Source organism: Bradyrhizobium yuanmingense, from assembly GCF_900094575.1.
GTDB classification, from domain to species: domain Bacteria; phylum Pseudomonadota; class Alphaproteobacteria; order Rhizobiales; family Xanthobacteraceae; genus Bradyrhizobium; species Bradyrhizobium yuanmingense.
In genome coordinates this window covers 338585-364051 of sequence record NZ_FMAE01000005.1, presented here as the reverse complement: position 1 = coordinate 364051, position 25467 = coordinate 338585, and the positions used below count along the sequence as shown (strand labels likewise).

The window sequence follows — 25467 nt, the reverse complement described above, 5'->3', positions numbered from 1 at the left end:
TTCACCTGTATGCTGCTGTGCGGTTCTTCCTGCGTGTGCTCTAGCGCAGCGGACCGCGGGTGCCGCCGGCACCCGGCCTTCCCTGCGCCCTCTTGCATCTGAGGGCGGCGAGACGAAGCAAAGCTCGGGCGAAGCAGCCGCGAGGCCGAGTACGCACGTCTGCGTCCACACATTCGGTGTCATCGCCGGCTTGACCGGGCGATCCAGTACTCCGAGACGCCAGTGATTGAATCGAGAGGCCGCGGCGTACTGGATTCCCCGCCTTCGGGGGGAATGACAGTGTTACTTGGAGAACGCAGCGTCGCCTCACACTCCGTCATTGCGAGCGCAGCGACTTGTCCGCCGAAGCCTTTGGCGAAGGCGGAAGCAATCCAGAATCTTTCCGCGGCGGGATTCTGGATTGCTTCGTCGCAAGGGCTCCTCGCAATGACGAGGAGGAGAGAGCGAGCGCTACTCTCTCGTGCCCCGGACGCAGCGCAGCGTCCCCCCGGCGATGCGAAGCATCGTCCGGTTCGACGATGCGCTGCCGAGCCGGGGCCCATCCATCTGCGCCGTACCATGTCGCCCTGGGTCCCGGCTCTGCGCCGCAACGCCCCGCGCGTTGCAACTTGTCCGGGACACGAGCGATGCGCATCGCTTCGCGTGGGGCTGCCGCCGACTCACTTCGGGAATGCCCCGCCTGTCGTCCAGAGTGGATGTTCTGTGCCTTCCGAAAGATCTCAGGTTGTGGATCGTCACTTTAGCGAGGTATCGCCGTAAGCAAACCCGTGTCTTCCCGGTAACGATTGTGCTGTCTGTGCAACACCCACATCGGATTTAACCCTTATCACCGGCGGTTCGCATCGCCGCCGCTTTTTGGCCACACCCGAACATGAATAAAATCGCTCTAATGTTTTAAGGGCAGTGGCGGTCTTCGAAGGCGACGAGAAAATCCCAAGGTCGATTCAAATCTTGGCTCTGATTTTTCGGGTCTGAAAGGGTTGGCCGGACAAGCTGGTTGCGATGGGCGCGAAGATCAACAAGCAAAGGCTGCCGAGCCGTCACGTGACGGAAGGCCCTGCGCGCGCGCCGCACCGGTCCTATTTCTACGCCATGGGTCTTACCACCGAGCAGATCCACCAGCCCTTCGTCGGCGTCGCCTCGTGCTGGAACGAAGCTGCTCCCTGCAACATCGCGCTGATGCGTCAGGCGCAGGCGGTGAAGAAAGGCGTCGCGTCCGCCGGCGGCACGCCGCGCGAATTCTGCACCATCACCGTGACCGACGGCATCGCCATGGGCCATGACGGCATGCGCTCCTCGCTGCCGTCGCGCGAATGCATCGCCGATTCGGTCGAGCTGACCGTGCGCGGCCATGCCTATGACGCGCTCGTCGGGCTCGCCGGCTGCGACAAGTCGCTGCCGGGCATGATGATGGCGATGGTCCGCCTCAACGTGCCCTCGATCTTCATCTATGGCGGCTCGATCCTGCCCGGCAATTTCCGCGGGCAGCAGGTCACCGTGCAGGACATGTTCGAGGCGGTCGGCAAGCATTCGGTCGGCGCCATGTCGGACGAGGACCTCGACGAGATCGAGCGCGTCGCCTGTCCCTCGGCCGGCGCCTGCGGCGCGCAGTTCACCGCCAACACCATGGCGACCGTGTCTGAGGCGATCGGCCTCGCGCTGCCTTACTCGGCCGGTGCCCCCGCACCGTATGAAATCCGTGACGCCTTCTGCATGACCGCGGGCGAGAAGGTGATGGACCTGATCGCCCAGAACATCCGGCCGCGCGACATCGTTACCCGCAAGGCGCTGGAGAATGCGGCCGCCGTGGTCGCTGCATCCGGCGGCTCGACCAATGCTGCGCTGCACCTGCCTGCGATCGCGCACGAGGTCGGCATCAAGTTCGACCTGTTCGACGTCGCTGAAATCTTCAAAAAGACACCATATGTCGCGGATTTGAAGCCGGGTGGCCGTTATGTCGCCAAAGACATGTTTGAAGTAGGTGGCATACCGCTTCTGATGAAGACGCTGCTCGACAACGGCTTCCTGCACGGTGATTGCCTTACCGTCACGGGCCGCACGATCGCCGAAAACCTCAAGAGCGTGAAATGGAATCCGCACCAGGACGTGGTGCACCCGGCAGACAAGCCCATCACCGTGACAGGCGGTGTGGTCGGCCTGAAGGGCAATTTGGCGCCAGAAGGTGCGATCGTGAAAGTCGCGGGAATGTCCAACCTCAGGTTTACCGGTCCGGCCAGGTGCTTCGACCGTGAGGAGGACGCGTTCGAGGCGGTCCAGAATCGCACCTACCGCGAAGGCGAAGTCATCGTGATCCGCTACGAGGGGCCGAAGGGCGGTCCCGGCATGCGGGAAATGCTCCAGACCACGGCAGCGCTGACCGGCCAGGGCATGGGCGGCAAGATCGCGCTCATCACCGACGGCCGCTTCTCCGGCGCCACCCGCGGCTTCTGCATCGGCCATGTCGGGCCGGAGGCGGCGGTCGGCGGCCCGATCGGGCTGCTCGAGGACGGCGACGTCATCGAGATCGACGCGGTGGCCGGTACTCTTAACGTAAAATTGAGCGACGCCGAGCTCGCCCAGCGCAGAACCAAATGGAGCGCCCGCGCGACTAACCACACGTCGGGTGCGCTCTGGAAATATGCTCAGCAGGTTGGACCGGCGGTCGGGGGGGCAGTGACCCATCCGGGCGGCGCGCACGAGAAACAGTGCTATGCGGACATTTAGGCGTGCCACAGTTGCGTTTGTGTTGGGGGCGGCTGCGCTGGCCGCGCCGGCGTTCGGCTTCGACGGTGCGCCGGTCAACCCGAAGGACGCCACCATCCCGGTCGTGACGACCTTGCCCGGCGCTGCGGGTGCGGTGCGCACCAAGGTTCCGCCGCAGGTCGCGACCCAGGAAACCTCGCTCAGCGCCTTGCAATATGCCGCCGAGGGCGGCCACCCCATCGCGCAGTGGAAGCTCGGCCGCATGTACGCCAACGGCGACGGCGTCGCCCAGGACGATTTGCGTGCCTTCGAATATTTCAGCCGGATCGCGAACGCGCATGCCGAGGACAGCCCGTCGGCGCCGCAGGCGCAGATCGTGGCCAACGCCTTCGTCGCCCTCGGCCGCTACTATCTGGCCGGCATCCCGAATTCGAAGGTCAAGGCCGACCCGGACCGCGCCCGCGAGATGTTCTCCTATGCCGCATCCTATTTCGGCAACGCGGACGCGCAGTACGACCTCGCCCGTCTGTACCTGAAGACCCCGGACGCCTCGCGCGAGGACTACCGCTATGGCGCGCGCTGGCTTGGCCTCGCCGCGCAGAAGGGCCAGCACCAGGCCCAGGCCTTGCTCGGCCAGATGCTGTTCAACGGCGACCGCCTGCCGCGGCAGGCCGCGCGCGGCCTGATGTGGCTGACGCTGGCGCGCGACAGCGCCGGTGCCGACGAGGTCTGGATCAAGGAAAGCTACAACCGCGCCTTCGCCAAGGCCTCCGACGACGACCGCGCTATGGCCCTGCAAATGCTGGAGCAATGGGTGCAGGGGCGTCGGGAGTGATCGGCTGAGGCGGCCTTAAGCCGCCTCGAGATCCAGATCCGCCCACACCGGCACGTGGTCCGACGGCTTTTCCCAGCCGCGCACATAGCTGTCGATGCCGACATTGGCGAGCTTGTCGCTGGCCTGCGGCGACAGCAGCAGGTGGTCGATCCGCAGCCCCTGGTTCTTCTGCCAGGCCCCGGCCTGGTAGTCCCAGAACGTGTAGAGCCCGCCCTCGTCGGTGACGGCGCGCAAGGCGTCGCTGAGGCCGAGGCCGAGCAGGGACTGGAAGCTCTCGCGCGTCTCGGTCTTGAACAAGGCGTCCTCGGTCCAGGCGGCCGGATTGTGCACGTCGCGGGCATGCGGGATGACGTTGAAGTCGCCGGCCAGGATCAGCGGGACCTCCTCCTTGAGTCGCTCCTTCGAATAATCAAGAAGCCGCGACATCCATTTGAGCTTGTAGGGATATTTATCGGTCCCGACCGGATTGCCATTGGGCAGATAGAGGCAGGCGATGCGCAGCACCCCTCGCTTCAGCGTGACCACGCCTTCGAGGAAGCGGGCATGGCTATCCTCGTCGTCGCCGGCAAGGCCCGACTTGGTCTCGTCGAACCTGAGCTTGGACAGCAGGGCGACGCCGTTGAACGTCTTCTGCCCGTGCGTCACCACGTTGTAGCCGAGTGCCTCGATCTCCAGCCGCGGAAAGGCCTCGTCGACGCACTTGATCTCCTGCAGGCAGACGATGTCCGGCTGGCACTCTTTCAGCCAGGTCAGGAGCAGATCGATCCGCTGCCGGACCGAGTTCACGTTCCAGGTGGCTACTCTGATGGGCATTGGGAGGGCTCCGGGCGGGGGGGGGTCTTGGTTAGAACAAAATGCAAACGCACCCGTCAAGCCGGCCGCAAAATCTCCCACAAAATTAACCCGGCTTAAGCAGGCCGCAGGCCATTGATCGTCAAGAGGTTCCTCGGATGGATGGCCGGACAAGGCGATGAATCGAACTCAGCCGCGTGACGGCCTGATCGGCGCGTTCCTGTATTGGCTCGGCGGCTTCGAGATCGAGGACGGTCTGACCGCCGATCTCAGCGAGCGCGAGATCCGCCGCATCCGCGCCAAGCAGATCGACGCGGTGACCCAGCTGATCCCCGTGACGATGGCCGTGACGATGTTGAACGTCGCCATCGTGCTGATCCTGTTCTGGGGCAGGGGCTGGAACGACTTCCTCGCGATCTGGGGCCTGACGCTCGCCGCCACCGCTTCGCTCGCGGTGCGCGCGTGGCACAAGTCGCATCAGAACCCGCCGCAGGAGACATCGCCGCACGCGGCGCGGCAGATGCTGCGGCAGGCGTTTTTTCTCGCCGCGATCTGGGGCGCGCTGCCGCTCGCTCTGTTCAGCCGCATCGAGCCGACCAGTCAATTGCTCCTGGCCTGCCTGATGGTCGGCATGATGTCCGGCGGCGCTTTCACGCTCTCGACCTTCCCGCGCGCGGGCCTCGTCTATCTCGCGACCATGACGATCGCCTGCGCCGGTGCGCTGCTCCTGTGCGGCACCGGCCCATATCTGGTGACCGCCGTGTTCCTGCTGCTGTTCGCATTCTTCATGGCGCGCAACATCGTCTCCCAGGGCAACCTCTTCCTCGGCAATCTCAAGGCCCAGCTCGAGCTCGAGCGCCAGACCGAGATCATCTCGCTGCTGCTGAAGGATTTTCAGGAGAACGCCAGCGACTGGCTCTGGCAGACCGATGCCGAGGGACGCCTCGTCGACGTGCCGCAACGCTTCGCGGACGTCGCGCAGCTGCCGCTTCCGCTGCTGAAAGGCGCGCAGTTCGCCGACGTGCTCGACATGCTCTGCCCCGAGGACAAGTCAGCGGCCTACAACATCGTCGGCCTGATGGAGCAGGCCGAGCCGCTGCACGAGATGAATCTCAAGGTCGTCGCCGGCGGCGAGGCCCGGCTGTGGTCGCTGACGGCGAAGCCGGCCCATGATCGTGACGGTCATTTCCTGGGCTATCGCGGCTTCGGGCGCGACGTCACCGAGCGCTGGCGCGCGGAAAAGGCCGAGGCCGAAAGCCGCGCCAAGTCAGACTTCCTGGCGGTGATGAGCCACGAGATCCGCACGCCCATGAACGGCGTGCTCGGTCTTGCCAGCATGCTCCTCGAAACCAGGCTCGATCCGGAGCAGCGCGAGGCCGTCACCACGATCCGCGAGTCCGGCGACAACCTCCAGCGCATCCTCAACGACATTCTCGACCTCTCCAAGCTGGAAGCTGGCCGCTTCCAGTTCGAGGCGATCGACTTCGCGCCGCGGGCGCTGGTCGAGACGGTTGCGACCGTGGTGCGCGCCAGCGCCAAGAGCAAGGGGCTCACGGTCAAGGTCGAGCTTGATCCGAACCTGCCGCCGACGCTCCGCGGCGACGCCGCGCGCATCCGCCAGGTGCTGCTCAATCTCGCCTCCAACGCGGTGAAGTTCACCGACGAAGGCGAGGTGACGATATCGGCGACCTGCCAGGCGCGGCGCGACCTGCTGGCGACCGTCGAATGGACGGTGACCGACAGCGGCATCGGTATCGCGCCCGACAAGCTCGACCTGCTGTTCAGCGACTTCGCCCAGGCTGATGCCTCGATCAGCCGCCGCTTCGGCGGCACTGGCCTCGGCCTTGCCATCAGCAGGCGGATCATCGAGCAGATGGGCGGCACGATCGGCGTCATCTCGACGCCGGGAGAGGGCTCGACCTTCCGCTTCACGCTGGTCCTGCCCTGGAGCCAGGCGCAGGCGTCCGATCAGGCTGGCGGCCGCGACGAAGCCGACGAGCTCCAGGCCCGGATCTCCGGTCTCGACCGGCCGCTGAAGGTGCTGGTCGCGGAGGACGATGCGGTCAACCGCATGGTCGTGAGCAAGATGCTGGGGGCATTCGACATCGAGCTGCGTGTCGTCACCGACGGGACCGAAGCCGTCGCGGCAGCCTGCGAGGGCAATTACGACGTCGTGCTGATGGACGTGCGCATGCCCGACATGGACGGGCTCGCCGCCACCCGCGCGATCCGCGCGCAAGGCGAGCGCTTCGAAGCCTTGCCGATTGTCGCGCTGACCGCCAACGCCTTCCCCGAGGACATCAAGATCTGCCGCGAAGCCGGCATGTCGGACTTCCTGGCCAAGCCGCTGCGCAAGCCGGCACTGGTCGGAGCGCTCCTGCGGGCGCTGGACGGTCACGTCATGTCGGAGGACGCACCGCTCCAGCCGACGTTGATGCCGGTCGAGGTGGCTTGGACGGAGGAGGAAAGGCAGATAACGGGCGCGTAGGTGCGCTAGACCGAGAAGCTCGTCCCGCAGCCGCAGGACGCGGTGGCGTTGGGATTGTTGACGCGGAACGAGGCGCCGATCAGGTCGTCGACGAAATCGACCTGCGACCCCGCCAGGAACGGCTGGGAGGCGGAATCGACCAGCACCACCGCATTGTCCTGCTCGATCACGAGATCGTCGTCGGTGCGGGCGCGGTCGATGTCGAACTTGTACTGGAAGCCGGAGCAGCCGCCGCCCTCGACCGAAATGCGCAGCATCGCGCCCGAGCCTTCGCCCTTGAGGATCTCCCCAATCCGGCGTGCGGCCCGGTCGCTGATGGTCACGGCAGTCGTCATTGCTGGTCTCCAATAGTCCCGGCGTCATACCCAATTCATTTGGTATCCCGCGCCCGACATAGTTAAGTGCCACCATACGCAGAATCAAATGGGTAGGGACTAAATTCGCCGTGTCCGTCGGAATGGCAGCCCCCCGCGCGCCCTATGCCTGCGACCCCGATCGCAGCCGCGGCCGACTGGTCGCCGAGCCCCCGAGCCGGACTCGCAGCCCGTTCCGGCGCGATTGCGATCGGGTGATCCATTCCACCGCGTTCCGCCGCCTCAAGTACAAGACCCAGGTGTTCGTGTTCCACGAGGGCGACCACTACCGCACCCGGCTGACCCATTCGCTGGAGGTGGCCCAGATCGCCCGCGCGCTGGCCCGCCAGCTCGGGCTCGACGAGGACCTCACCGAAACTCTGGCGCTCGCGCACGATCTCGGTCATCCGCCGTTCGGGCATGCCGGCGAGCGGGCCCTGGACGCCTGTCTGAAGGCGTTCGGGGGCTTCGACCACAATGCCCAGACGCTGCGCGTCGTGGCTTCGCTCGAGCACCGCTATCCCGAGTTCGACGGGCTCAACCTGACCTGGGAATCGCTGGAAGGCATCGTCAAGCATAACGGTCCGCTGACCGACCGCAGCGGCGCCCCGGTCGGGGGCTACCGCGAGCATGGCGTTCCCGTCGGGATCGCCGACTACGTCAAGACCTACGATCTCGAATTGTGGAGCTTCGCCTCGCTGGAGGCGCAGGTCGCCGCGATCGCCGACGACATCGCCTATGATGCCCACGACATCGATGACGGTCTGCGCGCCGGCCTGTTCCAGCTCGACGATCTCAAGGTGATGCCGCTGACGGCGGAGATCATCGCCGAGACTGCGGCGCATTATCCCGATCTTGAAGACGTCCGGCGCGGTGCTGAGCTGGTGCGCGAGCTGATCTCGCACCTGATCGGAGCGGTGTTTGCGGAGACAGGGAAGAACCTCGCGGCCGTGAAGCCGCAATCGGCCCAGGATGTCCGCCGGCAGAGCCGGGCGCTGGTCGCGTTCCCCGCCGAAGTGGCCGAGGAAGAGGCCGCCATCAAACGCTTCCTGTACCAGCACATGTACCGCCACGCGCGGGTGATGCGGGTGATGGGCGAGGCCGAGCAGATCCTGTTTGACCTGTTCGCAAAATACCTGAAATCCCCCAGCGAGCTGCCGCCGGAATGGCTGCTGGGGTCGGAGGCGGACGATGAGGGCGACCGGGCCCGTCGGATCGGCAATTTCATCGCCGGAATGACCGACCGTTTCGCCCTGACCGAGCACCAGCGGCTCTTTGACTCGACCCCGGATTTGCGTTAGGCGGCGGCCATGCCCCAGACATCCTCATCGCTGCATCTGTTCGCCGACGTGCTCGCACGCGTGCACGGCGCCTGCCGCGCGCTTGCGGCGGATTCCAGCTGGCCCGAGGGCATCGATTTCTCCCGCGTCGTCGTCGAGCCGCCGCGCGATGCCTCCCATGGCGACATGGCGACCAACGCCGCCATGGTGCTTGCGAAAGAGGCAAAGGCAAAGCCGCGCGATCTCGCCGAGCAGATTGCCGAACGGCTGCGTGCCGACGCGCTCATCGCCAGGGTCGATGTCGCCGGTCCCGGCTTCATCAATCTGACGCTGAAGCCGGCCGCCTGGGCCGAGGCGCTGCGTACGGTGCTGCGCGAAGGCGCCGATTACGGCCGCATCCGGGGCGGCGCCAAGGTCAATGTCGAATACGTGTCGGCCAATCCGACCGGGCCGATGCATGTCGGCCATTGCCGCGGCGCCGTATTCGGCGACGCGCTGGCCAGCCTGCTCCAGTTCGCCGGTCACGACGTCACGCGCGAATATTACATCAACGACGCCGGCGCCCAGGTCGACGTGCTCGCGCGCTCGGCCTTCCTGCGGTATCGCGAGGCGCTCGGCGAGGACATCGGCGCGATCCCGGAAGGGCTCTATCCCGGCGACTACCTCAAGCCGGTCGGGCAGGCGCTGGCGACGGAGCATGGCGACAAGCTGCTCGCGATGAGCGAGGCCCAGTGGCTGCCGACCGTGCGCGCCAAGGCCATCGCGATGATGATGGACGAGATCAAGGACGATCTCGCCGCCCTCAACATCCGCCACGACGTGTTCTTCTCCGAGCGCTCCCTGATCGAGACCGGCAACAACAAAGTTGCGGAGACCATCGACTTCCTGAAGGCCAAGGGCGACATTTACGAAGGCCGCCTGCCGCCGCCGAAGGGCGCGCCGGTCGAGGATTGGGAAGACCGCGAGCAGCTGCTATTCAGGGCGACCGCCTACGGCGACGACGTCGATCGTCCGCTGATCAAGTCGGATGGTTCCTACACCTACTTCGCCTCCGACATCGCCTACCACAAGAATAAGTTCGACCGCGGCTTTGCCGAGATGATCGACGTCTGGGGCGCGGATCATGGCGGCTACATCAAGCGCATGCAGGCGGCGGTGAAAGCGACGACCTCGGGCAAGGGATCGCTCGACGTCAAAATCGTCCAGCTGGTGAAGCTCTTGCGTAACGGCGAGCCGGTGAAGATGTCCAAGCGGAGCGGGGACTTCGTCACCTTACGTGAAGTGGTGGATGAAGTCGGCCAGGACGCCGTCCGCTTCATGATGCTGTACCGGAAGAACGACGCGGTGCTCGATTTCGACCTCGCCAAGGTCATGGAACAGTCGCGCGACAACCCGGTGTTCTACGTCCAGTACGGCCATGCTCGCGGTCACTCGATCTTCCGCAATGCTCGCGCCGAGGTGTTCCCGGAACTCCCGGAGGATGCCGGCGCGCGGATCGCATGGCTCGCTGAGTCGGCGGTGGAACGGCTGTCGGACCCCGTCGAGCTCGATCTTCTTAAGCGCCTCGCAATTTATCCGCGCATGCTGGAAGCTGCCGCCGCGGCCCATGAGCCGCACCGAATTGCCTTTTATCTCTATGATTTAGCCAGCGAATTTCATGCACTTTGGACGAAAGGGCGCGATTTGCCCTATTTACGCTTCATTATCAATAATGATGCAGATCTTACAAAGGCGCGATTGGCAATGGTCCAGGGCGTCGTCTCGGTCCTGGCATCGGGCCTCGCCATCCTCGGCGTCCATGCCCCGGACGAGATGCGGTAGTTTGGGGCGAACTACTTAAGGGGAATTCGGGGGTAACCGGCAGAAGCCGGATCGCTTAGACTTGGTTGAAAGCCTTGTGGGTTGAAAGCCGTGCCTTGGTCGAGGGGCGCGCGGCTTTCCCGAAGGGACGCATCATCACGATGGCCGAACGATATCAGGACAGACCGTTTCCTTCCGATGACTATGGTCGCGGCGGCGACCAGCATGGGAAGGCGGATAGCGATCCGTTGGCCGAGCTCGCCCGTCTGATCGGGCAGACCGATCCGTTTGCAGCGCAGTCGCGTCCGCCGGTCCAGAGCTATCAGGACCACGATTACCGCCAGCTCGATGATCAGCAGGACTACGCGGAGCAGGCACCGTCGCCGCCCTCATGGATGCGGCGTGCCAACGTGCAACCGCAGCCGGCACCCGCGCCGGAGCCTGACTATCCGGTCACCGTAAGCCCGGTCCACCCGCTGCATCGCTACGCCGCCAAGTCTGCCGCGCCCGAGCCTGTCGTTTATCAGCCCCAGGCCTATCAGGACACCTATCAAGATCAGGCTCATCAAGATCAGGCTCATCAGGAGCAGGCCTATCAGCAGCATGGTCAGGCCTACCAGGAGCAATCCTATCAGGAGCCGTATGCGCAGCCCGATCCGTCGCGCTACGACGATGCGCTCTATGGTCGGCTGGAGACAGGCGAGCAGGACTATCAGCGCGAGCCGGCCTATCCCGACGACCCTTACGCCGACCAGAGCGACTATCCGGAGGACGAGGTCGAGGAGCCGAAGAAGCAGCGCGGCGGCATGATGACGGTCGCGGCGATCCTGGCGCTTGCCGTGCTCGGCACCGGTGCTGCATTCGCCTACAAGACCTATATCGGCTCGCCTCGCAGCGGCGAGCCGCCGATCATCAAGGCCGACAACACCCCGACCAAGATCGTGCCGGCGCCGACGGACTCCGCGGCCAAGGTGCCGGATCGCATGGTCAGCGGTGACGGCACTGAAAAGATCGTGCCGCGCGAGGAGGCGCCCGTCGACGTCAACGCCAAGGCGGGCGGGCCGCGCGTGGTGTTCCCGCCGCTGAACCAGAATGCGAATCCGCCCTCGGTGGCGAGCGTGTCACCATCCACCGTGCCGCCGCCGAGCGCGGGTCCGAGCCCGAGCAACGGCACGCTGCCGAACAATTCGCCGCGCGCGATCAGGACCGTTGCGGTGAAGGGCGATCAGACCGATAGCGCCGTGCCGCAATCGGCCGCCGCCAAGCCGGCGCCCGCGGCGCCGAAGCCCGTTGCCGCGCCGGTTGCGCCCGCCGCGCCGCGCAATCCGCCGACCTCGGCCAATGCCAGCGCCAACCAGCCGATGTCGCTGGCGCCGCAATCGTCCCCGTCGGCCGAGCCGCCGCAGCGGATAGCTGCGACCAACCCGACGCAGATCGCGCCCACCAGCAGCGGTGGCGGCTACATCGTGCAAGTCTCCTCGCAGCAGAGCGAGGATAGCGCCGCCGCATCCTACCGGGTGCTTCAGAGCAAATACGGCAGCGTGCTCGGCTCCCGTTCGCCCGTCATCAAGCGTGTCGACCTCACCGACAAGGGCAAGGGAGTCGTCTACCGCGCCTTCGCCGGCCCCTATGGTTCGGCCGAGGAAGCGACGCAAGCCTGCAACAATCTGAAGTCCGCAGGCCTGTCTGCCTGCTTCGTCCAGAGGAATTAACGGTCGTTTCCTTGACCCCCTCGCGGGGCAGAGTTAATCGGCCGTTATGAGCACGCGGGCCTTCATTACCGGCGTATCCGGAACGGAACTGACCGCCGCCGAGCGGGAGTTTATCCGTGCCGAACGCCCATGGGGCTTCATCCTGTTCAAGCGTAATGTCGCAACACCAGCACAAGTTGCTGCGTTGGTTGCAGAATTGCGTTCGGTCGCGAAGGCCCCCGACGCGCCGGTCCTGATCGACCAGGAGGGGGGACGGGTGCAGCGGCTGGGGCCGCCACACTGGCCGGTTTATCCGCCGGGGGCCGTATTCGCGAATTTGTACGACACTGATTCGGCCCTCGGGCTCACTGCGGCGCGCCTCAGTGCCCGCCTGATCGCAGCCGATCTCGCCGATCTCGGCATCACCGTGGATTGCCTGCCGCTGGCCGACGTGCCGGTGCCGGGCGCCGATGCGGTCATTGGTAACCGGGCCTACGGCACGGAGCCGGGCAAGGTCGCGGCGATCGCCCGTGCAGTCACCGAGGGCCTGGAGCAGGGCGGCGTGCTGCCGGTGCTCAAGCATATTCCCGGGCATGGCCGCGCCACCGCCGACACCCATTTCAAGCTGCCGACCGTCGACACGCCCCGGGACGAGCTGGAGCGGACCGATTTCGCCGCATTCAAACCGCTGGCTGATCTGCCGATGGCGATGACTGCACATGTTGTGTTTAGCGCCTTCGACCCCGCCCATCCGGCGACGACATCTGCGACAATGATTGCTGACGTGATTCGCGGCGCAATCGGGTTCCAGGGTTTGTTAATGAGTGATGACGTGTCAATGAACGCGCTGTCGGGAAATATCGCCGAGCGGACTCGCGCGATCTTCGCGGCCGGCTGCGACGTGGCCCTGCATTGCAACGGCAACATCGAGGAGATGCGCGACGTCGCCGGCGAGACACCTGAACTGGCCGGTGGGGCGCTGGAGCGGGCGAACGCCGCGCTCGCCGCACGCAAGCCGCCGCAGCCGTTCGACCGCGTGGCCGCACGCGCCGAACTGGATGCATTGATCGCACGGGCAAACACGGCATCGGCATGACTGCAGAAATCCTATCGTTCGAAACCGGGCGGCCCGCAGAGCTCGCCGAGGGTGAGCCGGCGTTGGTGGTGGACGTCGAGGGCTATGAGGGCCCGCTCGATTTGTTGCTTGCGCTGGCGCGGCAGCAGAAGGTCGATCTCGCCAAGATTTCGATTCTCGCGCTCGCCGACCAGTACCTCCATTTCATCGAAGCCGCGCGAAAGATCCGGCTGGAGCTCGCCGCGGACTATCTGGTGATGGCCGCATGGCTTGCCTTCCTGAAGTCGCGCCTGCTGCTGCCGGAGCCGCCGAGCGCGGAAGGCCCGAGCGCCGAGCAGATGGCGACGGCGCTCGCCAACCGGCTGCGCCGCCTGGAAGCCATTCGCGAAGCCGCCAACCGGCTGATGAACAGGCCACAATTGCAGCGCGACATCTTCGCGCGTGGCGAGCCCGAGCACATCGCCGAGATCAAGCACCCGAAATACACGGCCACGCTCTATGATTTGCTCACCGCCTATGCCGCGCAACGCCAGTCGCGCGTGCTGGCGAGCGTGCATCTGGCCAAGCGCACGGTGTGGTCGCTCGCCGAAGCACGCGCCACGCTGGAGCGGCTGGTCGGCAGCATCACCGAGCAGGACGATTGGGGTGTTCTCGACGACTTCCTGATCCGGCATGTCGCCGACCCGACGCAGCGCGCGACGGTGTTCGCCTCGAGCTTTGCCGCCGCGCTCGAACTGGTGCGCGAAGGTCAGCTCGAGCTGAATCAGAAGGAAGCGTTTGCGCCGATCTATTTCCGGAAGGGGCGCCCAAAACCGGTCCCGGACGCAGCTCCTGCGCCTGATGCGCCGGTCGCTTAAGTGCAAGAAGGAGAATCTGCCATGGCAAGCCTGGCTGAAGTGCGGGTAGAAGAGGCCGAGCCGATGGAGAACGAATCCCAGGCGCGTCCCGAGGAGTTGCGGCTGCTGGAGGCGCTGCTGTTCGCCTCGAATGAACCGCTGGACACCGCGACGCTGGCCAAGCGCATGCCCGAGGGCGTCGACGTCAAGGCTGCGCTCGAGCAGTTGCAGGCCGATTATGCCTCGCGCGGCGTCAATCTCGTTCGCGTCGCCAATAAATGGACGTTCCGCACCGCGGGCGATCTGGCCTGGCTGATGACGCGGGAGAGCACCGAGACCCGCCGCCTGTCGCGGGCCGCAATCGAGGTGCTCGCGATCATCGCCTATCACCAGCCGGTGACGCGGGCCGAGATCGAGGAGATCCGCGGCGTCGTCACGTCGAAGGGCACGCTCGACGTGCTGCTGGAGACCGGCTGGATCAAGCCGCGCGGCCGGCGCAAGACACCGGGCCGGCCCTTAACCTTCGGAACCACCGAGGAGTTCCTGTCGCAGTTCACCCTGGAACAGCTCGGCGACCTGCCGGGCCTGGAAGAGCTGAAGGGGACGGGACTGTTGGATTCGCGTCTGCCCACCGGGTTCAGCGTGCCGACGCCGTCGGATGATCCGGCCCTGCGGGAGGACGAGGATCCGCTGGAACCGGGCGATGACCTCGATCTCGCCCTTGCGCCTGCGGTCGAGCCTGAGAGCCCGCCAGAAGGCGGCAATGAGGGTGGCGGCGAAGGCGGCGCCGAGGACTGACGTACCGGCGAAATACGGGCCCCTGCGACCAGTTAACACTAGCAAGATTGCGTAGCGCCGACAGCGAATTGGCGCTGCCTTGGTCCTTGTTTTTGAGGTCTGCCAAGCCTAGGTTTCGGTGAGATCGGCCGGGTCCCCGGCCATGCGCGTTTGGAGGGTTGCAGGATGGGTTCACTCAGCATTTGGCACTGGATCTTGGTGATCGCAGTGGTCCTGCTGCTGTTCGGCCGCGGCAAGATTTCGGATCTGATGGGCGACGTGGCTCAGGGCATCAAGGCGTTCAAGAAGGGCATGCAGGACGACGACAAGGCTGCCGAGAAGCCCGAGCCGGCGAAGTCGATCGAGCACAATGCTGCGCCGACCGCGACACGGTCCGACGTCGGCAGCAAGGCCGTCTGAGCCGGAAGAAGCACGCGAGACGCGGGTAGCGGCCCGATCCTGCGCGCAAGGGATTGGGCCGGCTCCGGCTTCGCGTGAACGGAAGACCTCATGTTCGACATCGGGTGGAGTGAACTGGTCCTCATCGGGGTCGTGGCCCTGATCGCCATCGGCCCGAAAGAGCTGCCGGGCGTGCTGCGCACGGTCGGGCAGTGGATGGGCAAGGCGCGCAAGATGGCGGCCGAATTCCAGGGCCAGTTCCAGGAGGCGATGCGTGAGGCCGAGATGGCCGACCTCAAGAAAAGCTTCGACGAGGTCAAGGAAGCCGCCACGGGTTTCAATCCGATGAGCTCGCTCCAGAAGGACGTGAGCGACGCGCTTCGCATCGATGCGCTGGACAAGCCGGCCGAGACGCCGGCCGCTACTGCCATCGATCCGCCCGTCACGCCCACGACACCGGAGACCCCGACGCCGTCGACCTTCATGGAAGCCGAAGCGCATGCGGCCGCGAACGAGCCGCTCGCGATCACCCGTGAGGTCGAACAGGCAGAGGTTGCGCAGGACACCGCGCCATCCGAAGCGATCAAGGACGCCAAAGCGTCATGACCGACGCCGATATCGAGGCCAGCAAAGCCCCGCTGATGGACCATTTGATCGAGCTGCGCTCGCGGCTGATCAAGGCGCTGCTCGGCTTTGGCCTGGCCTTCATCTTCTGCTTCTTCTTCGCCAAGCAGATCTACAACGTGCTTGTCTGGCCGTTCGTGTGGATTGCGGGGCCGGAGAACTCGAAATTCATCTACACGGCGCTGCTCGAATATTTCGTCACCCAGCTCAAGCTCGCGCTGTTCGGCGCCGGCTTCATCTCGTTCCCGATCGTGGCGACGCAGATCTACAAGTTCGTCGCGCCCGGGCTCTACAAGCACGAGAAGCAGGCGTTCCTGCCGTATCTGGTCGCGACGCCGTTCTTCTTCGTCCTCGGCGCGGCGCTGGTCTATTTCGTCGTGCTGCCGATGCTGGTGCGCTTCTCGCTCGGCATGCAGCAGACCGGCGGCGACGAGACCGCGCAGATCCAGCTGCTGCCCAAGGTCGGCGAATATCTGTCGCTGATGATGTCGCTGATCTTCGCCTTCGGCATCGCCTTCCAGCTGCCGGTGATCCTGACGCTGCTCGGGCGGATCGGCATCGTCAGCTCGACGATGTTGCGCGAGAAGCGCCGCTACTTCATCGTCATGGCCTTCGTGATCGCAGCCGTGCTGACGCCGCCCGACGTGCTCAGCCAGTGCTCCCTCGCGTTTCCGCTGATGGCGCTCTACGAGGGCTCGATCCTCGCGGTGGCGATGGTGGAGAGGAAAGCGGCCGCCGCACAGGCTGCCACCGGCACTGACGTGTCGACGCCGGCCAATCCGGCGGAGTAGGGCGACCAAGCCCACCGGTGTCATTCCTCGCCTTGTGCGCAATTGCGCACTGGAGCGGGGAATCCAGTACGCCGCGGCCCCTCGGGGAAACACTGACGTCTCTGGAATACTGGATCGCCCGCTTTCACGGGCGATGACAGAATGCTAGGGGAAAGCGCGCCAATGTAAGTTGTCGGCATAAACGTTGACTATTTACGCGCTGATCCAGGACCACAGCCATGCACGACATCAAAGCGATCCGCGACAATCCGCAAGCCTTCGACGCCGGCCTCGCACGGCGCGGTTTGAAGCCGATGTCGGTCTCGCTGCTCGCGATCGACGAGAAGCGGCGTGCGGCGATCCTCGCCTCCGAGCAGGCGCAGGCGCGGCGCAATGCAGCTTCGAAGGAAATCGGCGATGCCAAGAAGGCCAAGGACGAGCCGCGTGCGTCGAAGCTGATGGCCGAGGTCGCCGAGCTCAAGACCACGATGCCCGAACTCGAAGCGGCGGCAAAAGCCGCTGACGATGAGCTGACCAAAGAGCTGGCCGCGATCCCGAACATTCCGTTCGAGGACGTGCCCGACGGTCTCGACGAGCACGGCAACGTGCAGCATCACGTGTTCGGCAACAAGCGCAACTATGGCTTTGCGCCGAAGCTGCATGACGATCTCGGCACCGCGCTCGGCTACATGGATTTCGAAGCGGCGGCAAAACTCTCCGGCGCGCGTTTCGTCGTGCTGAAGAAGGGGCTGGCGCGGCTCGAGCGTGCCATCGGCCAGTTCATGCTCGATCTGCACACCACCGAGCACGGCTACACCGAGATCAATCCGCCGCTCCTGGTGCGCAACGAGGTGATGTTCGGCACCGGGCAATTGCCGAAATTCGAGGACGATCAGTTCTGGGCGATCAAGGGCGAGCTGCTCGCCTCGCCGGACCATGAGCGGCTGAAGACCGAGCGCCTCGGTCTGATCCCCACCGCCGAAGTGTCGCTCACCAATCTCGCCCGCGAATCCATCCTCGATGAGAAGCAATTGCCGATGCGGCTGACCGCGCTGACGCCATGCTTCCGCGCCGAGGCGGGTGCGGCGGGGCGCGACACTCGCGGCATGATCCGCCAGCACCAGTTCACCAAGGTCGAACTGGTCTCGATCACGACGCCGGAAGTGAGCAAGGACGAGCTGGAGCGGATGCTGTCCTGCGCCGAGCAGGTGCTGCAGAAGCTCGACCTGCATTACCGTGTGATGACGCTCTGCGCAGGAGATATGGGCTTCTCGGCGCAAAAAACCTATGACATCGAGGTCTGGATGCCCGGGCAGGGCGAGGGCGGGGCGTTCCGCGAGATCTCGAGCTGCTCGGTCTGCGGCGACTTCCAGGCACGGCGCATGGATGCGCGCTCGCGCGGGCCCGACGGCAAGCCGCGCTTCGTGCACACGCTGAACGGCTCCGGCACCGCAGTCGGCCGCGCGCTGATCGCCGTGATGGAAACCTATCAGCAGGAGGACGGCTCGATCGCGGTCCCGGACGTGCTCCAGCCCTATATGGGCGGGCTGAAGGTGATCGCGCGCGACTAAAGCGCTTTCCCGCGAAGTGGGCACCGGTTCGCGTCCGAAAACGCGGCATGACGAGAATCGCGTTGCGAAGATCGGGCGGCCGGCTATCCTGCCGGCCCGTCCACGCGAACCCTCCGTTCATGGCCTTGCACTGCGACATCTTCTGGGTCGGAAGACAATGGGCGGTGACGGGGGCCGGGATCCAGGCCATCGATCAGCGCCTGCGCGGCGTTCTCGACATCGGGATCGCGCGGCTCTGGGACGATGATCTCGTGCAGAGCCGGCGGGCCAAGCCCGGGGTCAATGCCGCGGATTTCGACAAGGCGCTGAGCGTGGCACGCGAACGCTTTCCGCAGGAGCCGACGTCCGATCCGTTCGTCGCGCAGCTGAAGGCGCTCGGCGTCATCGAGGCTTCCGTCGTGAACCCGGTCGTGCCGGCGATGCAACTGCGTGCAGAAGGCCGGCTTGCGCGCTTCCTGCCGCAATGGCGCGTTCGCCGCTAGCGGGACCAGCCAGGGAACCAGCCGCCGGACCGCAATCGTCCGGTTTGCCTGATCGGCGCTGGCCGGATAAGACGGCTCAGACCCGCTTTCAGGAATCGAACCTTCCGCATGCGCATTCTCTGCACCAATGACGACGGCATCCACGCTCCCGGCCTCAAGGTCGTGGAGGAGATTGCGCGCGCTTTGACCGATGATGTCTGGGTGGTGGCGCCCGAGCTCGACCAGTCCGGCGTGTCGCACTCGCTGTCGCTGAACGATCCCTTGCGTCTGCGCGAGGTCGGCCCACGGCACTTCGCCGTGCGCGGCACGCCGACCGACTGCGTCATCATGGGAGCGCGCCATATCCTGGGAGCCAAGCTGCCCGATCTCGTGCTGTCCGGCGTCAATAAGGGCCGCAACGTCGCCGAGGACGTGGTCTATTCCGGCACCATTGCCGGCGCATTGGAAGGCACCATCCTGGGGTTGCCGTCATTCGCATTGTCGCAGGAGTTCAGCGTCGAGACCCGCGAACGGCCGCCGTGGGACACGGCCCGCAAATTCGGGCCCGATATCCTGCGCAAGGTGATCGCCGCCGGCGTTCCGAAGGACACCGTCATCAACATCAACTTCCCATCCTGCGCGCCGGAGGATGTGCTTGGCATCCGCGTCACGCGGCAAGGCAAGCGCAATCTCGGCTTCCTCAGGATCGACGAGCGCCGGGACGGCCGCGGTAATCCTTATTTCTGGATCGGCTTCGAGCGGACCGCGATGCTCGACACGCCCGCCGACGGCACCGATCTCGCGGCGCTGCGCGAGCGCTACGTCTCGGTCACCCCGCTCAGGCTCGACCGCACCGACGAGGCGTTTTCGGAGCAGCTTGGCCTCACCCTGAAATAAAGGTTAGCCGCCGCGAAGCGCAGCCTCGATGGTCTTGCCGAGCGCGTCGAGCTGAAACGGCTTCTGGAGCGCCGGCCGGTCGCGATATTGCTCGGGCAGGCCGGAGGAGCCGTAGCCGGTGGCGAAGATGAACGGGCAGCCCTTGGCCATGATGACATCGGCGACCGGCGAGATGACCTTGCCGTTGACGTTGACGTCGAGAATGGCGAGATCGAACTCGGTGGATTGCGCAAGCCGCATGGCCTCATTGATGTCGCCCGCTTCGGCGGCAACCTTGTAGCCAAGCTCCTCCAGCATGTCTGCGACCATCATTCTGATCATGACCTCGTCCTCGACGAGGAAAACAGAGCGGCCCGAAAGCCCTGTCGCAGTCATGGTTGAGTCCTTGCCCATTCTCGTAAACGTTCGCAGATAACGATAGGCGACGCAATGCGCGTTTCGGCGAACGCAAACCTCGCAAATGGCTTAGCGCTTTGAAGGCCTTGTTGTGGTCAAATGCTGTGCCGAAAGGATATCATGAGTTCCTGAGCCGGAACAAGATTCTCGTCTCGGGTTCTTGCGGTGCAGTACGGCGATCCGCCAGACGAGACGAGCGATAGCAGCAATGACGTCCCACCAGCACCCGCCGGAAAAGATGATGTTTCAGCTCACGCTGAGGCGTCGGGGCATCAGCGATCAGGCCGTGCTGCGGACCATGGAAGAGGTGCCGCGCGAGCTTTTCGTCGACGAGGCCGATCGCGAGGGCGCCTATCGTGACAGCGCGCTGCCGATCGCCTGCGGGCAGACCATCAGCCAGCCCTTCGTCGTCGCCTACATGACCGAGCAGCTCCAGCTCCAGAAGCAGCACCGGGTGCTCGAAATCGGCACCGGCTCCGGCTACCAGGCCGCCGTGCTATCGCGGCTCGCCGGCCAGGTCCTGACCGTCGAGCGCTATCGTAAGCTCGCCGACACGGCACGCGCCCGGCTTGAGAAGCTCGATTGTCACAATGTCGAGGTGATGCTCGGTGACGGTCTCAATCTGCCTCCCAACATCGGCCCGTTCGATCGCATCATCGTCACCGCGGCGATGGAGCAGATACCGGAGAACCTGGTCGAGCGGCTTGAGGTCGGGGGCATCCTGATTGCCCCGGTCGGCCCGCATCAGGGCGTGCAGACGCTGACCCGGCTGGCCCGCAGCGAAACCGGAATCGAGCGCAAGGAACTCGTCGAGGTCCGCTTCGTGCCGGCACTGCCCGGGGTGGCGCGGGAGCTGTAGAATCCGGATCGGCAGTGCCGCCAACATCTTATTGTGAGGGTTAAGCCGTTATTTACTCGCCGCGTGTTTACTTAAAACACCAGTTCTGTTGCGTACGAGTGAGTAACCATGTCCGCTGTCGCCGAGTTGCTTTACTCGCGCCGCGTGCCGCAGGTCGCGGTGCTGGCGCTGATCTCCTTCAGCTTTGCAGGGTGCAGCGCCGACATGTCGTCGCGGCTGTCCCAGACCAACTTCTCCAATCCTTTCGCCTCCGAGCAGACCGGTTCGGTGCAGCAGCCGCCGCCGCCGCAGCGTGAGTTGCCGCAATATGCGCGGCCGCAGACGCAGCCCGGTTATTACCAGTCGCAGGCTTTGCCTCCGCCCGCGGTATCTGCCCCGCAGTCCTATCCCGTTGCCTCCGGGGGCGGGGTGTCCGGCGGCGGACGCGGCGTCAGCTCATATGCGCCTCCGGCGCAACCGCATCTGGAGACCACGGCCACTGTCCCGCCGCGGTCGGTCGCGGCAGCCCAGCCGGCCGGCGGGACCAAGATCATCGTCGGCACCAGCGACACGCTCGACGTGCTCGCCAAGCGCTATCGCGTCACGCCGCAGGCGATCCTTGCCGCCAACGGCTACAAGGGTCCGCGGGCGCTCTCGCCCGGCCAGCAACTGATCATTCCGTCGCCGGCAACGGCAGCGGCGCCGGCGCCAGCGACAGCTCCAGTCGCCGCAGCGCCTGCGGCGAAGCCGGTTGCTGCCGTCGCGGCACCGCCGAGCACGCACTTCGTCAACCGCGGCGACACGCTCGCCAGCATCGCGCGCAAGAACCGCATCTCGGCGGCAGAGCTCGCCCGTGCCAACGGCATCGATCCGTCGGCAAAGCTGAAGCTCGGCACCAAGCTGACCGTGCCCGGCGCCAAGACCGCCGCCGTCGCGGCGCCGGTTGCTGCGGCTCCGGTCGCGGCTGCACCGGTGGCCGGAACGCTCCAGCCTGTTGCGGCAGCTCCGGCACCCGCGACCAAGATGGCCACTGCCGCCGCGCCCGTGCAGAGCGCGCGGCTCGCCCAGGCCACGAGCAATGTGGAAGAGAAGGCTGCCGAGACGCCGGCGAAGGCTGCGGAGGCCACCGGCGCGCTGCCGACCTTCCGCTGGCCCGTCCGCGGCAAGGTGGTCACGAGCTACGGTGCCAAGACCAATGGCAAGTCCAATGACGGCATCAATCTGGCGGTGCCCGAGGGGACGCCGGTCAAGGCGGCCGAAGATGGCGTCGTCGCCTATTCCGGCAACGAGCTGAAGGGTTACGGCAATCTGGTTCTGGTTCGGCACTCCAACGGCTACGTCACCGCATATGCCCATGCGAGTGAGCTGTTGGTGAAGCGCGGCGATACCATCAAGCGCGGCCAGGTCATTGCCAAGTCGGGTCAATCCGGGGAGGTGGCGTCGCCGCAGCTCCACTTCGAGATCCGCAAGGGATCGAGCCCGGTTGACCCGCTTCAATTCCTCAACGGGGCGTGAGACTTACGTAGCCTCCGCACGAACGGTGTCGTCGCCCGGCTCGACCGGGTGACCCAGTACGCCGCGGCCTCTCGATTGACAACAACCGTCTCTGGAATACTGCATCGCCCGCTCCAGTGCGCAAGTGCGCACAAGGCGGGCGATGACAGTTGAATTCGGGGTAACAGCTCGCGCTACTACGCCGTCAGCTTCACACCCAGCCGTCCCGCCAGCTCCTGCACGAACTGCCAGGCGACGCGGCCCGAGCGCGAGCCGCGCGTCGTCGACCATTCCAGCGCCTCGCGCTCGAGCGTCTCGTCGTCGACCCTGATCCCGAAATGGCTGCAATAGCCGCGCACCATGGCGAGATATTCGTCCTGGCTGCAGCGGTGGAAGCCGAGCCAGAGGCCGAAGCGATCCGACAGCGAGACCTTCTCCTCCACCGCTTCGCCCGGATTGATCGCGGTCGAGCGCTCGTTCTCGATCATCTCGCGCGCCAGCAGATGGCGCCGGTTGGAGGTGGCGTAGAGGATGACGTTCTCGGGCCGGCCCTCGATGCCGCCTTCGAGGACCGCCTTGAGCGACTTGTAGGAGGCATCATTGCCGTCGAAGGAGAGGTCGTCGCAGAACACGATGAAACGGAAGGAGGAGGCCCGCAGCTGCTCCATCAGGGCCGGCAGGCTCTCAATGTCCTCACGGTGGATCTCGATCAGCTTGAGCTTGTCGGCCGGTTTGCGCTCCGCGTTGATGCTGGCATGCGCCGCCTTCACCAGCGACGACTTGCCCATGCCGCGTGCGCCCCAGAGCAGGGCGTTGTTGGCGGGCAGGCCGTTGGCGAAACGCTCGGTGTTCTCCATCAGGATGTCGCGCATCCGGTCGACGCCCTTGAGCAGGAACAGCTCGACGCGGCTCACGCGCGGCACCGCCGAGAGGCGTCCGTCGGGATGCCAGACATAGGCGTCCGCCCGCTTGAACGACTCGGCCTCGACCGCCGGCTTGCCCTGCGCGGAGAGGTGCGCCGCAATGGTCTCCAGGGCGCGGACGATGCGCTCCTGCGGGAGGTCCGGGCCTGCCTTGGTGACCGCCGCCGTGGGGCGTTTTGCCGCGAGGCGGGTGGGCTTGTTGGCAGGGGTGCGGGGGCCTTTGCCGGCCGGGCTTTTGCTATGGTTTTTGGGCATGTCCGAAGTTCCTGAGAACGCAGCCTTATCGGGCCTGACGGGCCGCCGCAAGGTGGCCCAAAAGGGCAGTCTGGCAGCGTTGCAATTGGGGCAATGGCCGCTATAGTCCGCGCGAATTTGACCGAACCGGTCGCCTTTGAGGGCCTGACCGGCTTTCCCCCGTTTTCACGAGGATCGTCCGAATGCTGATTACCCCTGCGTATGCCCAGGCCGCGGCCGCTGGCGACACCAACAGCATGTTGATGTCGCTGCTGCCGTTCGCCCTGATCTTCGTGATCATGTACTTCCTGATTCTGCGCCCGCAGCAGAAGAAGGTCCGCGACCACGCCGAGCTCGTGAAGAATATCCGCCGCGGCGACACCATCGTGACCTCGGGAGGCCTCGTCGGCAAGGTAACCAAGGTGGTCGACGACGACCAGATCGAGTTCGAGATTTCCGACGGCGTGCGCGTGCGGCAGATGCGCCAGATGATCTCGGGCGTGCGCGCCAAGGGCGAGCCGGCCAAGGAAAGCGCAAAAGAGAGCGCCAAGGACGACACCGCGGCGAAGTGAGAGCTTCACCGCGAGTCTCAAGTCTCCTGATCTGACAGGTCCAGTCGATGTTGTATTTCACGCGGTGGAAGGCGCTGGGGATTATCCTGACGGCGCTGATCGTGTGCCTCTGCGCGGTCCCCAACTTCTTCCCCGAGGCGCAAGTCAAGAGCTGGCCCGCCTGGGCGCAGCGCCGCATCGTGCTCGGCCTCGACCTCCAGGGCGGCTCCTATCTGCTGCTCGAGGTCGACGCTGCCTATGTGAAGAAGGAGCGGCTCGACCAGGTCCGCGACGACGTTCGCCGGACCCTGCGCGACGCCAAGATCGGATTCACCGGCGGCGTCACCGTGCGCAACGATGCCGTCGAGGTTCGCATCACCAAGGAGACCGATGCGCAGCCGGCGCTTGCCAAGTTGCGCGAGCTGTCCCAGCCGCTGGGCGGCCTGATGGGATCCAGCGGTCAGCGCGACCTCGAGGTGACTGATGCCGGCGGCGGGGTGATCCGCCTGAGCGTCCCGCAGGCTGCGGTGCTCGATCGCCTGCGCAAGACCATCGAGCAGTCGATCCAGATCGTCGAACGCCGCGTCAACGAGCTCGGCACCGTCGAGCCCGTCATCCAGCGCCAGGGCAACGACCGCATCCTGGTGCAGGTCCCCGGTCTTCAGGACCCGACCCGCCTGAAGGAACTGCTGGGCAGGACCGCGAAGATGGAATTCCGCATGGTCGACACCTCCGTGCCGCCGGATCAGGCGCAAGCGGGCAGGGTGCCGCCGGAATCCGAACTGCTGATGAGCGCCTCGCCTCCGCCGACGCCCTATGTGGTCAAGAAGCAGGTGCTGGTCGCCGGCGGCGACCTGACCGATGCGCAGGCGACCTTCGACCAGCGCACGGGTGAGCCGGTCGTCAGCTTCAAGTTCAACACCTCGGGCGCGCGCAAATTCTCGCAGGCCACGCAGGAGAACGTGGGACTGCCGTTCGCGATCGTGCTGGACAACAAGGTGATCTCGGCGCCCGTCATCCGTGAGCCCATCACCGGCGGCCAGGGCCAGATCTCCGGCAATTTCACGGTGCAATCGGCCAACGATCTCGCGATTCTCCTGCGCGCCGGCGCATTGCCGGCACCGCTCACGGTGGTCGAGGAGCGCACCGTGGGTCCAGGACTCGGCCAGGACTCGATCGAGAAGGGCCAGCTCGCGGCCTATGTCGGCTCGATCCTCGTCATCATCTTCATGCTGCTGACCTACCGGCTGTTCGGCGTGTTCGCCAACATCGCGGTGGCCATCAACGTCGCCATGATCTTCGGCTTATTGTCGCTGCTCAACGCCACGCTGACGCTGCCCGGCATCGCCGGCATCGTGCTCACCGTCGGCATCGCGGTCGACTCCAACGTGCTGATCTACGAACGCATCCGCGAGGAATTGCGCGGCGGCCGCAATGCGATCTCGGCGATCGACGCCGGATTCAAGCGGGCGCTCGCCACCATCCTCGATTCCAACATCACCACCTTCATTGCTGCCGCGGTGCTGTTCTACATCGGCACCGGTCCGGTGCGCGGCTTTGCCGTGACGCTCGGCATCGGCATCATCACCACGGTGTTCACCGCCTTCACCCTGACCCGGCTGATCGTCGCCTGGTGGGTGCGGTGGAAGCGGCCGCAGAGCGTGCCGATCTAGGAGCCT

23 protein-coding genes are annotated in these 25467 nt (G+C 65.4%); 19 read left to right on the top strand and 4 right to left on the bottom strand.

Annotated features, from left to right (window positions below):
* Positions 1-1002 precede the first annotated feature (1002 nt).
* Together ilvD and GA0061099_RS19120 are read left to right on the top strand one after the other, a co-directional pair.
* The gene (ilvD, locus tag GA0061099_RS19125; RefSeq protein ID WP_036012786.1) at positions 1003-2724 is read left to right on the top strand and encodes a dihydroxy-acid dehydratase; all 1722 of its coding nucleotides are present in this window, start codon (positions 1003-1005) and stop codon (positions 2722-2724) included.
* Positions 2711-3538 (top strand): tetratricopeptide repeat protein, encoded by an 828-nt coding sequence (locus tag GA0061099_RS19120; RefSeq protein ID WP_057029289.1) that lies wholly within the window; start codon positions 2711-2713, stop codon positions 3536-3538. The genes ilvD and GA0061099_RS19120 overlap by 14 nt, the downstream gene beginning before the upstream one ends.
* A 15-nt stretch (positions 3539-3553) precedes the next feature.
* Here GA0061099_RS19120 and xth read toward each other — a convergent pair whose 3' ends face one another.
* Positions 3554-4351: an exodeoxyribonuclease III gene (gene xth / locus GA0061099_RS19115; RefSeq protein WP_036028256.1), complete on the bottom strand. Its 798-nt coding sequence runs from the start codon at positions 4349-4351 to the stop codon at positions 3554-3556.
* 157 nt (positions 4352-4508) lie between these two features.
* Here xth and GA0061099_RS19110 point away from each other — a divergent pair, with 157 nt between their 5' ends.
* On the top strand, positions 4509-6818 hold the full coding sequence (locus GA0061099_RS19110) for a hybrid sensor histidine kinase/response regulator (RefSeq protein ID WP_036028252.1): 2310 nt from the start codon (positions 4509-4511) through the stop codon (positions 6816-6818).
* Positions 6819-6823: 5 nt separating this feature from the next.
* Here GA0061099_RS19110 and erpA read toward each other — a convergent pair whose 3' ends face one another.
* On the bottom strand, positions 6824-7153 hold the full coding sequence (erpA, locus tag GA0061099_RS19105; RefSeq protein ID WP_024342679.1) for an iron-sulfur cluster insertion protein ErpA: 330 nt from the start codon (positions 7151-7153) through the stop codon (positions 6824-6826).
* 110 nt (positions 7154-7263) lie between these two features.
* Here erpA and GA0061099_RS19100 point away from each other — a divergent pair, with 110 nt between their 5' ends.
* The 12 genes from GA0061099_RS19100 to surE all read left to right on the top strand — a co-directional run bounded on the left by GA0061099_RS19100 (position 7264) and on the right by surE (position 19352).
* Positions 7264-8472, top strand: coding sequence for a deoxyguanosinetriphosphate triphosphohydrolase (locus tag GA0061099_RS19100; protein ID WP_036028249.1), 1209 nt, complete (start codon positions 7264-7266; stop codon positions 8470-8472).
* Between the two features lie 9 nt (positions 8473-8481).
* Positions 8482-10272, top strand: a complete 1791-nt coding sequence (argS, locus tag GA0061099_RS19095) for an arginine--tRNA ligase (protein WP_036028247.1) — start codon at positions 8482-8484, stop codon at positions 10270-10272.
* 140 nt (positions 10273-10412) lie between these two features.
* Positions 10413-11963 carry an SPOR domain-containing protein gene (locus tag GA0061099_RS19090; RefSeq protein ID WP_074448025.1) on the top strand — a complete coding sequence of 517 codons (1551 nt, stop codon included), beginning with the start codon at positions 10413-10415 and terminating at the stop codon, positions 11961-11963.
* Positions 11964-12009: 46 nt separating this feature from the next.
* The gene (gene nagZ, locus GA0061099_RS19085) at positions 12010-13038 is read left to right on the top strand and encodes a beta-N-acetylhexosaminidase (RefSeq protein WP_036028239.1); all 1029 of its coding nucleotides are present in this window, start codon (positions 12010-12012) and stop codon (positions 13036-13038) included.
* Positions 13035-13874 (top strand): segregation and condensation protein A, encoded by an 840-nt coding sequence (locus GA0061099_RS19080; protein ID WP_036012765.1) that lies wholly within the window; start codon positions 13035-13037, stop codon positions 13872-13874. The genes nagZ and GA0061099_RS19080 overlap by 4 nt, the downstream gene beginning before the upstream one ends.
* 21 nt (positions 13875-13895) lie before the next feature.
* Positions 13896-14651 (top strand): SMC-Scp complex subunit ScpB, encoded by a 756-nt coding sequence (scpB, locus tag GA0061099_RS19075; protein ID WP_036028237.1) that lies wholly within the window; start codon positions 13896-13898, stop codon positions 14649-14651.
* A 165-nt stretch (positions 14652-14816) separates the two neighbouring features.
* Complete coding sequence (locus tag GA0061099_RS19070; RefSeq protein ID WP_036012762.1) at positions 14817-15050, top strand: twin-arginine translocase TatA/TatE family subunit; 234 nt, start codon at positions 14817-14819, stop codon at positions 15048-15050.
* Positions 15051-15140: 90 nt separating this feature from the next.
* On the top strand, positions 15141-15635 hold the full coding sequence (tatB, locus tag GA0061099_RS19065) for a Sec-independent protein translocase protein TatB (protein WP_036028235.1): 495 nt from the start codon (positions 15141-15143) through the stop codon (positions 15633-15635).
* Entirely contained in the window at positions 15632-16444 is an 813-nt protein-coding gene (gene tatC / locus GA0061099_RS19060) for a twin-arginine translocase subunit TatC (RefSeq protein WP_036028233.1), read from the top strand. The genes tatB and tatC overlap by 4 nt, the downstream gene beginning before the upstream one ends.
* A 218-nt stretch (positions 16445-16662) precedes the next feature.
* Positions 16663-17994, top strand: coding sequence for a serine--tRNA ligase (serS, locus tag GA0061099_RS19055; protein WP_036028231.1), 1332 nt, complete (start codon positions 16663-16665; stop codon positions 17992-17994).
* Positions 17995-18113: 119 nt separating this feature from the next.
* On the top strand, positions 18114-18476 hold the full coding sequence (locus GA0061099_RS19050) for a hypothetical protein (protein ID WP_036028229.1): 363 nt from the start codon (positions 18114-18116) through the stop codon (positions 18474-18476).
* A 108-nt stretch (positions 18477-18584) separates the two neighbouring features.
* Complete coding sequence (surE, locus tag GA0061099_RS19045; protein ID WP_036012754.1) at positions 18585-19352, top strand: 5'/3'-nucleotidase SurE; 768 nt, start codon at positions 18585-18587, stop codon at positions 19350-19352.
* 3 nt (positions 19353-19355) lie between these two features.
* Here surE and GA0061099_RS19040 read toward each other — a convergent pair whose 3' ends face one another.
* A complete protein-coding gene (locus tag GA0061099_RS19040) occupies positions 19356-19727 on the bottom strand; it encodes a response regulator (protein ID WP_036012769.1) in 372 nt (123 codons plus the stop codon).
* A 229-nt stretch (positions 19728-19956) separates the two neighbouring features.
* On the opposite strand from GA0061099_RS19040, the gene GA0061099_RS19035 reads away from it, so the two are divergent.
* Together GA0061099_RS19035 and GA0061099_RS19030 are read left to right on the top strand one after the other, a co-directional pair.
* Positions 19957-20607 (top strand): protein-L-isoaspartate(D-aspartate) O-methyltransferase, encoded by a 651-nt coding sequence (locus GA0061099_RS19035; RefSeq protein ID WP_085969151.1) that lies wholly within the window; start codon positions 19957-19959, stop codon positions 20605-20607.
* Between the two features lie 108 nt (positions 20608-20715).
* Positions 20716-22101: a LysM peptidoglycan-binding domain-containing M23 family metallopeptidase gene (locus tag GA0061099_RS19030; RefSeq protein ID WP_036028228.1), complete on the top strand. Its 1386-nt coding sequence runs from the start codon at positions 20716-20718 to the stop codon at positions 22099-22101.
* A gap of 176 nt (positions 22102-22277) precedes the next feature.
* Here the strand turns inward: GA0061099_RS19030 and GA0061099_RS19025 are convergent, their stop codons facing one another.
* The gene (locus GA0061099_RS19025; RefSeq protein ID WP_036028226.1) at positions 22278-23258 is read right to left on the bottom strand and encodes an ATP-binding protein; all 981 of its coding nucleotides are present in this window, start codon (positions 23256-23258) and stop codon (positions 22278-22280) included.
* Positions 23259-23440: 182 nt separating this feature from the next.
* Between GA0061099_RS19025 and yajC the strand changes: the two genes are divergently transcribed.
* Positions 23441-23809, top strand: a complete 369-nt coding sequence (gene yajC, locus GA0061099_RS19020; protein ID WP_036012751.1) for a preprotein translocase subunit YajC — start codon at positions 23441-23443, stop codon at positions 23807-23809.
* A gap of 47 nt (positions 23810-23856) precedes the next feature.
* Positions 23857-25461: a protein translocase subunit SecD gene (gene secD / locus GA0061099_RS19015; protein WP_036012748.1), complete on the top strand. Its 1605-nt coding sequence runs from the start codon at positions 23857-23859 to the stop codon at positions 25459-25461.
* Positions 25462-25467 lie beyond the last annotated feature (6 nt).

Coding starts and splice junctions, on each gene's coding strand:
- GA0061099_RS19110 (WP_036028252.1), top strand. CDS start 4,509: ATGAATCGAACTCAGCCGCGTGACGGCCTGATCGGCGCGTTCCTGTAT.
- GA0061099_RS19030 (WP_036028228.1), top strand. CDS start 20,716: ATGTCCGCTGTCGCCGAGTTGCTTTACTCGCGCCGCGTGCCGCAGGTC.
- ilvD (WP_036012786.1), top strand. CDS start 1,003: ATGGGCGCGAAGATCAACAAGCAAAGGCTGCCGAGCCGTCACGTGACG.
- erpA (WP_024342679.1), bottom strand. CDS start 7,153: ATGACGACTGCCGTGACCATCAGCGACCGGGCCGCACGCCGGATTGGG.
- GA0061099_RS19070 (WP_036012762.1), top strand. CDS start 14,817: ATGGGTTCACTCAGCATTTGGCACTGGATCTTGGTGATCGCAGTGGTC.
- GA0061099_RS19080 (WP_036012765.1), top strand. CDS start 13,035: ATGACTGCAGAAATCCTATCGTTCGAAACCGGGCGGCCCGCAGAGCTC.
- tatB (WP_036028235.1), top strand. CDS start 15,141: ATGTTCGACATCGGGTGGAGTGAACTGGTCCTCATCGGGGTCGTGGCC.
- surE (WP_036012754.1), top strand. CDS start 18,585: ATGCGCATTCTCTGCACCAATGACGACGGCATCCACGCTCCCGGCCTC.
- xth (WP_036028256.1), bottom strand. CDS start 4,351: ATGCCCATCAGAGTAGCCACCTGGAACGTGAACTCGGTCCGGCAGCGG.
- secD (WP_036012748.1), top strand. CDS start 23,857: ATGTTGTATTTCACGCGGTGGAAGGCGCTGGGGATTATCCTGACGGCG.
- scpB (WP_036028237.1), top strand. CDS start 13,896: ATGGCAAGCCTGGCTGAAGTGCGGGTAGAAGAGGCCGAGCCGATGGAG.
- argS (WP_036028247.1), top strand. CDS start 8,482: ATGCCCCAGACATCCTCATCGCTGCATCTGTTCGCCGACGTGCTCGCA.
- GA0061099_RS19120 (WP_057029289.1), top strand. CDS start 2,711: ATGCGGACATTTAGGCGTGCCACAGTTGCGTTTGTGTTGGGGGCGGCT.
- serS (WP_036028231.1), top strand. CDS start 16,663: ATGCACGACATCAAAGCGATCCGCGACAATCCGCAAGCCTTCGACGCC.
- GA0061099_RS19025 (WP_036028226.1), bottom strand. CDS start 23,258: ATGCCCAAAAACCATAGCAAAAGCCCGGCCGGCAAAGGCCCCCGCACC.
- GA0061099_RS19050 (WP_036028229.1), top strand. CDS start 18,114: ATGGCCTTGCACTGCGACATCTTCTGGGTCGGAAGACAATGGGCGGTG.
- GA0061099_RS19035 (WP_085969151.1), top strand. CDS start 19,957: ATGACGTCCCACCAGCACCCGCCGGAAAAGATGATGTTTCAGCTCACG.
- nagZ (WP_036028239.1), top strand. CDS start 12,010: ATGAGCACGCGGGCCTTCATTACCGGCGTATCCGGAACGGAACTGACC.
- tatC (WP_036028233.1), top strand. CDS start 15,632: ATGACCGACGCCGATATCGAGGCCAGCAAAGCCCCGCTGATGGACCAT.
- GA0061099_RS19040 (WP_036012769.1), bottom strand. CDS start 19,727: ATGACTGCGACAGGGCTTTCGGGCCGCTCTGTTTTCCTCGTCGAGGAC.
- yajC (WP_036012751.1), top strand. CDS start 23,441: ATGCTGATTACCCCTGCGTATGCCCAGGCCGCGGCCGCTGGCGACACC.
- GA0061099_RS19090 (WP_074448025.1), top strand. CDS start 10,413: ATGGCCGAACGATATCAGGACAGACCGTTTCCTTCCGATGACTATGGT.